This window comes from Actinomyces sp. AC-20-1 (genome assembly GCF_023369555.1).
Lineage (GTDB): Bacteria > Actinomycetota > Actinomycetes > Actinomycetales > Actinomycetaceae > Actinomyces.
This window is the reverse complement of record NZ_JACJVC010000014.1, coordinates 65,226-74,746: the sequence shown is the minus strand read 5'-3', so window position 1 is coordinate 74,746 and position 9,521 is coordinate 65,226. Positions and strand designations below refer to the sequence as shown.

Annotated in this window: 7 protein-coding genes; 3 read left to right on the top strand and 4 right to left on the bottom strand. The window is 74.1% G+C overall.

Annotation, left to right across the window (positions count from 1 at the left end; all coding sequences use genetic code 11):
• The 4 genes from H6X67_RS08810 to zwf all read right to left on the bottom strand — a co-directional run.
• On the bottom strand, nucleotides 1-1,004 hold a 1,004-nt coding region (locus tag H6X67_RS08810), incomplete at its 3' end, for an HNH endonuclease family protein (RefSeq protein WP_249435508.1).
• A gap of 86 nt (nucleotides 1,005-1,090) precedes the next feature.
• Nucleotides 1,091-2,014, bottom strand: coding sequence for an aldo/keto reductase (locus tag H6X67_RS08805; protein WP_249367684.1), 924 nt, complete (start codon nucleotides 2,012-2,014; stop codon nucleotides 1,091-1,093).
• Nucleotides 2,015-2,038: 24 nt separating this feature from the next.
• On the bottom strand, nucleotides 2,039-3,001 hold the full coding sequence (locus tag H6X67_RS08800) for a glucose-6-phosphate dehydrogenase assembly protein OpcA (protein ID WP_249367683.1): 963 nt from the start codon (nucleotides 2,999-3,001) through the stop codon (nucleotides 2,039-2,041).
• On the bottom strand, nucleotides 2,998-4,494 hold the full coding sequence (zwf, locus tag H6X67_RS08795) for a glucose-6-phosphate dehydrogenase (RefSeq protein WP_249367710.1): 1,497 nt from the start codon (nucleotides 4,492-4,494) through the stop codon (nucleotides 2,998-3,000). The genes H6X67_RS08800 and zwf overlap by 4 nt, the downstream gene beginning before the upstream one ends.
• A 305-nt stretch (nucleotides 4,495-4,799) precedes the next feature.
• On the opposite strand from zwf, the gene gnd reads away from it, so the two are divergent.
• The 3 genes from gnd to H6X67_RS08780 all read left to right on the top strand — a co-directional run bounded on the left by gnd (nucleotide 4,800) and on the right by H6X67_RS08780 (nucleotide 9,514).
• Complete coding sequence (gnd, locus tag H6X67_RS08790; RefSeq protein ID WP_249367682.1) at nucleotides 4,800-6,293, top strand: NADP-dependent phosphogluconate dehydrogenase; 1,494 nt, start codon at nucleotides 4,800-4,802, stop codon at nucleotides 6,291-6,293.
• Entirely contained in the window at nucleotides 6,293-8,950 is a 2,658-nt protein-coding gene (pepN, locus tag H6X67_RS08785; RefSeq protein WP_249367681.1) for an aminopeptidase N, read from the top strand. The genes gnd and pepN overlap by 1 nt, the downstream gene beginning before the upstream one ends.
• Before the next feature lie 111 nt (nucleotides 8,951-9,061).
• Complete coding sequence (locus H6X67_RS08780) at nucleotides 9,062-9,514, top strand: FHA domain-containing protein (RefSeq protein WP_249375248.1); 453 nt, start codon at nucleotides 9,062-9,064, stop codon at nucleotides 9,512-9,514.
• Nucleotides 9,515-9,521 lie beyond the last annotated feature (7 nt).

Below are 9,521 nucleotides of genomic sequence, written 5' to 3'. Positions count from 1 at the left end.
GCGCCCAGCCGGCCCTGGCGCCGGCCGACGCGCAGCACCAGGCCCGTGCCGAGCAACGCCGCTCCGAGGGAGGCCAGGGCCAGGAGCGCCGGCTGCGCCGCCAGCCCCCGGCCGACGGCACCGGCGGCGGAGAGGGCCCGCTCAGCCTGCCCGGGCACGCCGCCCGTCCCGTCCCCACCGGCCGCGCAGTCCTCGAGGACGGTGCGCAGCGAGGCGGCGTCCGCCTCCGGCACGCCCAGCTCGTAGGCGGCCAGCACCGAGACGAAGCGCGCCGCGTAGGCGCAGCGGTACTCCTCGGCCTCGGGCCACCAGCCCGAGCCCCCGGCCGGGTCCCACGACCCCGTCTCGGTCGAGCCCACCGGGCAGGTGGCGGGCCCGCAGGCCCCCTTGTCCTGGTTGGCCCGCCCGCCCACGGCCAGCAGGTTGAGCGGGTCGTTCGCCGCCAGCAGGCGCGTGCGCGCGTCCCAGGCCCAGGCGCCGTGCGCGTACAGGAAGCTCAGCGGGACCACGTGGTCGATCTGGACCTCGGCGGAGGTCCGCGCTCCCCGGGTGAAGCGGATGACGGCACCGGTGTACGGGTCCTCAAGAGTGCCCGACCACACCGTGGCGTCGGGGCACACGGCGGCGCCCTGGCCCGCGCCCTGCTCCACCGTCTGGACCCCCTCGGCACGCGAGTAGTCCGCCTCCGTCAGGTCCCGGGAGAGGATCTCGTTGCGGGTGTCGCAGCCGTCGCCGTCGACGTCCTGCCAGGACTCGCCGAACCACCCGGTGCGCGAGCCTCCCTCGGCCCATGAGACCGGGGCGGGGTCGTCGTCGGGCAGGGCCTCCAGGGCCGCCAGGGCGTCGGCGCTGGAGAGGACGGCCTCGCCCCGCGCGTCCCAGGCCGTCGCCCCGTCGGCGAGCGCCGCCGGGCAGCACAGCGCGGCGGCCAGCGCCAGGAGCGCGGCCGCCGCACCGGCGCGTGCCCCGGGCGAGCCGGTGCCCGCCGACCTCGTCCTCGTCATGACCCCAGGCTAGAGGGCGCCTGCGACATGATCCCCAGGCCGGGCACGAGGACCGAGGCCACACGGCCCCAGCGGCACGGCGCCGGTCAGGGCACGATGTGCCCCGCCGCCCGGAAGAGCTCGTACCACTCCTCGCGCCCGAGCCCCAGCTCGGAGCCGGCGGCCGCGGCGCGCACCCGCTCGGGCCGGGTGGTGCCCAGCACCACCTGCATGTTGGCCGGGTGACGGGTGATCCACGCGGCCGCCACCGCGTCCGGGCTCACGCCGTAGCCCGCCGCGAGACGGTCCAGGACGTCGTTGAGCTCGGCGTACCGCTCACGGTTGCCGATGAAGGGACCCGAGCCGTCACCGCTCTGGTAGGGCGACCACGCCTGGACCGTCGTCGAGGTCAGGCGGCAGTAGTCGAGGACCCCGTCGGTGCGCACCACGGACTGCTCGTGCTGCATGTTCTGCGCCACGCCCTCGGCGATCATGTGCCCGTGCGTGAGGGACAGCTGCAGCTGGTTGGCCAGCAGCGGCTGGTCCACCGTGGCCCGCAGGAGCTCGAGCTGGCCGCGGGTGTGGTTGGAGACGCCGAAGTGGCGGACCTTGCCCGAGGCGCTGAGCCTGTCGAAGGCGGAGGCGACCTCCTCCGGCTCGACGAGGGCGTCCGGGCGGTGGAGCAGCAGCACGTCGATGTAGTCGGTGCGCAGGGCGGCGAGGGAGCCGTCGACGCTGTCGAGGATGTGCTTCTCGGAGAAGTCGAACCAGCCGAAGCGGATGCCGCACTTGGTCTGGAGGACCACCTGCTCGCGCTCGGCCGCGGACCAGCCCAGCGCCCGGCCGGCGCGGGCCTCGCAGGCGTGGTCGGTGCCGTAGATGTCCGCGTGGTCGAACATGGTGATGCCCTCGTCGAGGGCCGTGGAGACGAGCTCGCGGATCTGCGCGTCGCTCTTGTCCTTGATGCGCATGAGGCCGAGGACGATGTTGGGCACGACGAGCCCGGAGGTGCCGAGGGTGAAGGTTCTCATGCGCTCACGCTAACGAGACCCGCGTCACCCCGGGAGGTTTCGCCGGCTTTCGAACGGCGCGGCCCGGTGGTCCGACGCCAGCGCCGCCAGCACCTCCTCGTAGACGACGTCCGGGCTCAGCCGCCGCAGCTCCTCGTTGAGCGTCGTGACCGGCTGGCGGCGCGGCATGGTGACGACCTGCGGCTGCGCGGCGTCGGGGGCCGAGATCCGCACCCGCTCCTGGTCCGCGCGCTCGATGCTCCACGTCCCGCCGGAGGTCTCCACCGCCACCTGGGCGATCCCGGAGAAGCCCTCGACGTCCACGCGCTCCACAGGCACCCCCAGGCGCAGGCGCAGCCAGTGCAGCATGAGGGACAGGGAGGCGTTCGCCCGCTCACCGGCCACCGTGACGCCGTGGACCTCGTGCTCTCGCAGCACCGGCCCCAGGGTCGCGGCGACGATCGCCCGCCACAGGGTCATCCGGGTCCAGGCCAGGTCGATGTCACCGCGCGTGTGGCTCGGCGCGAGCGCGCTCAGCGCAGCCGCCGGGTCGGCCTGGGCCGGGGTGTTGGTGATACGGGTCGAGGCCAGGCGCCCCAACGGGTCCTCGGCGGCGCAGGCCGGCATCGTCGTCGGCCACCAGGTCACCACCGGCACGTCCGGCAGAAGGAAGGGCACGACGAGCGTGTCCGGGTGCGCCGCGGCCGCGCCGTGGGGGCGCAGCACCAGGGTCTCGCCCGCCCCGGCGTCGTGACCCACGCGGATCTCCGCGTCCAGGGTGCCGGCGCCACCAGCACCGCCCGGCCCGTCCTCGGGGTGGACGACGGCGATGACCCGGCTCGGGTGGTCCAGTGAGGCCCCGTGGGCGGCGGTCAGCGCCTCCTCCAGGTCCTCGGCATGGGTCGAGATGAGGAGTGTGAGCACCCGGGAGCCGCCCATCGTCCCCTCGGCGTCGAGCAGCTCGGAGACGATGCGCTCGGTGGACGTGGCCGTGAGCGTGGTGATCATGAGCGCCTCCAGGTGCGCGAGTCGCGGGCGAGCAGGTCGTGGGCGCTCTGCGGGCCCCAGGAGCCCGGCAGGTAGTCCTCCGGCGCCCCCGAGCGCGCCCAGTGCTCGATGACCGGATCGAGGATCCTCCAGGACAGGTCCACCTCCCGCTGGTGCGGGAACAGGGGCGCGTCCCCCAGGAGGGCGTCGAGGATGAGACGCTCGTAGGCCTCCGGGGACTCCTGGTTGAAGGAGCCGCCGTAGGCGAAGTCCATGAGCACGTCGCGCAGCTCCATCTGGGTGCCCGGGACCTTGGACGCCAGGCGCATCGTCACGCCCTCGTCAGGCTGGATCCTCATGACGATGGCGTTGGCGCCGACGGCGGCCGTCGAGGCGGCGTCGAAGGGCAGGAAGGGCGGCTGACGGAAGACGACGGCGACCTCCGTCACCCGCCGCGCCAGGCGCTTGCCGGCACGCAGGTAGAAGGGCACGCCCGCCCAGCGCCGGTTGGCGATCTCCAGGCGCAGCGCCGCGAAGGTCTCTGTCGTCGAGCCCGCGGGCACCCCGTCCTCCTCGAGGTACCCGGCCACCTCGGCACCGCCCTGGAAGCCGGCCGCGTAGCGCCCGCGGGCGGTCGTGGCCGACAGGTCGAGGACCCCACCGCGCTCAAGACGGACGGCAGCCAGGACCTTCTCCTTCTCCGCGCGCACGGCCGCCGCCTCCATCGACATCGGCTCCTCCATCGCGGTCAGCGCCAGCAGCTGCAGGAGGTGGTTCTGGATGACGTCACGGGCCGCCCCGATGGTGTCGTAGTAGCCCGCGCGCGAGCCGATGCCGATGTCCTCCGCCATCGTGATCTGCACATGGTCGACGTAGCGCTGGTTCCACAGCGGCTCGAAGAGGGTGTTGGCGAAGCGCAGCACCAGGATGTTCTGGACCGTCTCCTTGCCCAGGTAGTGGTCGACGCGGAAGACGTCGTCGGGACGCACGATGCGAGCCACCAGGCGGTCGAGCTCCGACGCCGAGGCGCGGTCATGACCGAAGGGCTTCTCGATGACCACCCGCCGCCAGGCGCTCTCCGAGGCGTCCACCAGGCCGGAGGCGGCCACGCGCTCGGTCACGGCGGGGAACCAGCCCGGCGGGATCGACAGGTAGAAGGCGCGGTTGCCGCGCGTGCCCCGGCTCGCGTCGAGGTCCTCCACCACCTCGGTGAGGCGGGCGTAGGCGCTCTCGTCCTCGAAGGAGTCCAGGGTGACGAAGCGCATCCCGGCGGCCAGCTGCTCCCAGATGGTCTCGTGCCAGGCGGTGCGCGCGTGGGCCTCGACGCTGGCGCGCACGTAGGCGCGCATGGCGTCGTCGTCCCAGTCCCGGCGGCCGACGCCGACGAGGCTGAAGGCGGGCGAGAGCAGGCCCCGGTTGGCCAGGTCGTAGACCGCCGGCAGGAGCTTGTGGCGCGCCAGGTCCCCGGTGATGCCGAACATCACGAGCACGCACGGGTCCGCGACACGCGGCATGCGCAGGTCCCGGGGGTCCAGGAGCGGGTTGTCGGCGGCGCTCACGTCAGCCCTCCTTCTCGTGCGGCGCGCACGGTGCGCGCGCCCGACCCACTGTACTGATGAGCGCCGGGGCGCGTCCCACGACACCGCACGGGGACCTTGGTCCGTCCGCGCTGCGAGAAGGCCCGCCGTGCGTCCCGGCCCGCATCCTCCCATCGTCCCAGGTCCCCACCCGCGCTAGGCTCCGACCGAACCCGGGGGAGGCCCGCGCACCGGTGCGGGCCCCAGCCCCGCCACCAGCACCAGCAGGAAGAGGCCACCCCATGAGCGAGACCAGCGCCGCCACGACCTTCACCCCGGCCCCCGCGAGCGCCGACATCGGCGTCTACGGCCTCGGCGTCATGGGAGCGAACCTCGCCCGCAACCTGGTCCGTCACGGCCACGCCGTCGCCGTCTTCAACCGCTCCCACCAGCGCACCGAGCGGCTCATGGCCCGCTACGCCCACGAGGGGGCCTTCGTGCCCGCCAGCGGGCTCGCCGACTTCGTCGCCTCCCTGCGCCGCCCGCGCGTGGTCATCATCATGGTGCAGGCCGGCGCCGGAACCGAGGCCGTCATTGAGCAGCTGCGCGCCCTGCTCGAGCCGGGCGACATCATCGTCGACGCCGGCAACACCTTCTACAAGGACACCCAGCGCCGCGAGGCCTCGCTGCGCGAGCAGGGCATCCACTTCGTCGGCATGGGGGTCTCCGGCGGCGAGGAGGGGGCGCTGCTGGGACCCTCGATCATGCCCGGCGGCACCCAGGAGTCCTACGACCGCCTGGGCCCCATGCTCGAGTCCATCTCCGCGCAGGTGGACGGCACCCCCTGCTGCACCCACGTGGGCCCCGACGGCGCGGGCCACTTCGTCAAGATGGTCCACAACGGCATCGAGTACGCCGACATGCAGCTCATCGCCGAGGCCTACGACCTCCTGCGCCACGTCGGTGGGCTCAGCGTGCCCGAGGTCGCCGCCGTCTTCCGCTCGTGGAAGAGCTCCGAGCTCGACTCCTACCTCATCGACGTCACCACCGAGGTCCTTGAGCGCGTCGACCCGGCCACCGGCGCCGCCTTCGTCGACGTCATCGTCGACGCTGCCGGGCAGAAGGGCACCGGCTCCTGGACCACGCAGACGGCCCTCGAGCTGGGTGTCGCCGTCCCGGCCATCGCCGAGGCGACCTTCGCCCGCGCCGCCTCCTCCTCACCCGCCCAGCGCAGGGCCGTGCGCGAGGCCGCCCTGGACGCCGGCGCCCGCGAGACCGGCTACGACACGGATGAGGCGCGCCAGTCCTTCGTCGACGCCGTCCGCCAGGCCCTCTACGGCTCGAAGATCGCCGCCTACGCCCAGGGCTTCGACGAGATCGCCACCGCCTCGGCCACCTACGGCTGGGACGTGGACCTGGGGGCCATGGCCCGCATCTGGCGCGGGGGCTGCATCATCCGCGCCCGCTTCCTCGACGACATCACCCGCGCCTACGAGACCGAGCCGGCACTGGCCAGCCTGTTCGTCGCACCGGCCTTCGCCACCGCGCTGGAGGAGGTCCTGCCCGCCTGGCGCGAGGTGGTCGCCACCGCGGCGCTGGCCGGGGTGCCGGCGCCCGCCTTCGCCTCCTCGCTGGCCTACCTCGACCAGCTGCGCGCCGAGCGCCTGCCCGCCGCCCTCATCCAGGGCCAGCGGGACTTCTTCGGCTCGCACACCTACCACCGCACGGACGACCCCACGGGCGTCTACCACGTCCTGTGGTCCGAGGCCGGCCGGGCGGAGGAGAAGTGGAGCTGATGAGCCTCCCGACGCCGGCCTCCCGGCCCCCGCAGCGCCCGGACTCACCCACCAACCTCTCCCGCGAGGAGGCCGCCTGGCGCTCGCGCGTGGTGTCCCTGGCCTCCCTCGCCGTCGTCATCGACGTCACCGGGGCCCCCGACGCCGACCGCACCGGCTTCGGCGTGCGCAGTGAGATGGTCCTCGGGCTGCGCGAGGCCGCCGAGGGCCTGTGGGTCGACTTCCTCGGCGAGGAGGTCACCGGCGTCGAGGTCGACGGCGAGCCGGTCGCCCCGCGCTGGGACGGGGCCCGCATCGCCCTGCCCGTCCTGGGGCCGGGGGAGCACCGCGTGGTCGTCGAGGCGCGCGGCCGCTACTCCAACTCCGGCCAGGGCCTGCACCGCTTCCACGACCCCGTGGACGGCGCGACCTACCTCTACACGCACTTCGAGCCCTCGGACGCGCGCCGGGCCTGGCCGTGCGCGGACCAGCCGGACCTCAAGGCCCCCTTCAGCCTCACGGTCCTCCACCCCGAGGGGTGGACGGTGCTCGCCAACGGGGCCCCCGTCTCCACCGAGGCCCCTGCGGGCCGGCCCGGCACCGGGACGACGACGATGAGCACCACGAGGCCTCTGCCCTCCTACCTCACGGCGATGGCTGCCGGCCCGTGGCACCGGGTGCACGGCCAGTGGTCCTCCCGCCTGCGCCCCGACGACGCCCCCGTGCCCCTGTCCTGGTCCTGCCGGGCGAGCCTGGCCCAGCACCTGGACGCCGACGAGCTCCTGGCCGTCACCCGTGCCGGGATGGACCTGTTCGACGAGACCTACGACTACCCCTACCCCTGGGGCACCTACGACAGCGTCCTCGTGCCCGAGTACAACCTCGGGGCCATGGAGAACCCGGGCTGCGTCACCTTCAACGAGGAGACCTACCTCTTCCAGGGGCCCGTCACCCGGGCGCAGCACGCGGGCCGGGCCAACACGATCCTGCACGAGATGTGCCACATGTGGTTCGGCGACCTCGTCACCCCGCGCTGGTGGGAGGACACCTGGCTCAAGGAGTCCTTCGCCGACCACCAGGGCACCTGGGCGCAGGCGCTGGCCACCGAGTGGACCGAGGCCTGGGCGACCTTCGCCCTGGGCCGCAAGGCATGGGCCTACGCCGAGGACGCGCGCCCGGCGACCACCCACCCCATCACCGCCACCGTTGACGACGTCGAGGCCGCCCGCCAGACCTTCGACGGCATCACCTACGCCAAGGGCGCCGCCGTCCTCAAGCAGCTCGTCGCCCACGCCGGCCAGGACGCCTTCGTGGAGGCGGCCCGCACGTGGTTCCGCGAGCACGCCTTCGCCAACGGCGACCTGGCGGACTTCCTGGGCACGCTCTCGCGCGCCTCGGGCCGCGACATGCAGGCCTGGGCGCGGGTGTGGCTGTCAACCTCCGGCCCCTCCGTCCTCACCCCCGAGGTCGCCTCCGACGGCGGGCGCCTGACCCGCCTCACCGTCCGCCAGGAGGGGACGGACCTGTCCACGGGCCGGCCCGTGCTGCGCCCGCACACGCTCGTCGTCGGCCTGTACTCCTTCGACGACGACGGTGACCTCGTGCGCACCCACCGCCTGCCGGTGACCCTGGAGGAGACCGAGGCGCCGGTGCCTGGCGCCGTGGGCCTGGCGGTGCCGGACCTCGTGACGGTCAACGACGAGGACCTCACCTACGCCGTCGTGCGCCCCGACCCGGCCTCCCTGGCCACCGCGCAGCGCGCCCTGGGCCGGATGAGGGACCCGCTGGCCCGGGCGGTGTGGTGGTCGAGCCTGACGCAGCTGACCCGCGACGCCCTGCTGGCGCCGCAGGACCTCATCGCCACCGTCCTGACCCAGGCCGACGACTCGACCCAGCCGGCGGTCCTCGCGAGGCTGCTGGCCGACGCCCGCCTTGCCGCCACGCGCTACACCTCGCCGTCGGAGCGCGCCGCCGTCCTCGCCCCGCTCGTGGGCACCGCGCCCGCAGGACAGACAAGCGCCTGGGAGCTGCTGGACGCTGCCGACCCGGGCTCGGACGCCCAGCTGGTGCGGGTGCGAGCCTGGGCCGAGGCCGCGGGCCAGGGGCTGCTGCTCACCGACGGCGAGGCCGACCTGCTCGCCGAGCGCCTGCGGGCCGTCCTCGCAGGCGGGACCGCCGGCGTCGTCGTGGACTGCGACCTGCGCTGGCGCCTGCTCACCGCCCTGGCCCGGCTGGGCCGTGCCCGCAAGGACGAGCTGGACGCCGCGCTGACCGAGGCGCCGCAGGCCTCCAACGTCACCCGCCACCTGCGGGCCCTGTTCTCGACGCCGGACGCCCGGGTCAAGGAGGACGTCCTCAAGCGCGTGCTGGCGGACGAGTCCCTGAGCAACGACCACCTGGAGGCCCTGCTGGACGGCTACGCCGTGGACGCCCACCGTGCTCTCACCGCGCCCCTGACCGGCCGCTACCTCGAGGCCCTCGAGGGCCTGTGGGCCACACGCGGGCAGGAGACGGCGACGCGGGTCGTCACGAGGCTCTTCCCGTCCTGCGGCGCCGCCGAGGACCTGGGGGAGGTGGACGCCTGGCTCGCCGCCCACGGGCAGGCCCCCGGGGCGCTGCGGCGCCTGGTGCTCAAGCATCGTGACGACCTCGCCCGCGCGCTGCGGGCACGGCGCTGAGGCCGGGGACGAGGCCGGTCCGTCCCGCCCGCGGCTCGATGGGCCGCGGGCGGGACGGTATGGTAGGGGCACGTGGCGCGTCCTGACGCCACCCGACCTGAGGGGGAACAGTTGTCGAGCACTCCGACCGAGCCGGACACCTCGTCCACCCAGACCTTCGGGGCCGTTGACCTCACCGACGAGCGCGAGGCCCCCCTCCTCGGGCTGTCCCAGCAGGACCGTGCGGCGATCACCGCGCTGCCCGTCGGCACGGCCCTCATGCTCGTGGGCGCCGGCCCCGCGACGGGCTCGCGCTTCCTGCTCGACGCTGAGCAGACGACCGTCGGCCGCCACCCGCGCGCCGACATCTTCCTCGACGACGTCACCGTCTCGCGTAAGCACGCGGTCTTCATCCGCCAGAGCGACGGCCGCTTCGCCGTGCGCGACTCCGGCTCGCTCAACGGCACCTACGTCAACCGTGAGCGCGTGGAGCAGGCTGTGCTGCGCCCCGGTGACGAGGTCCAGATCGGCAAGTACCGGATGACCTACCACCCCGGTCCTGCCCCGGCCCCCGCCCCGCAGTGAGGACGGG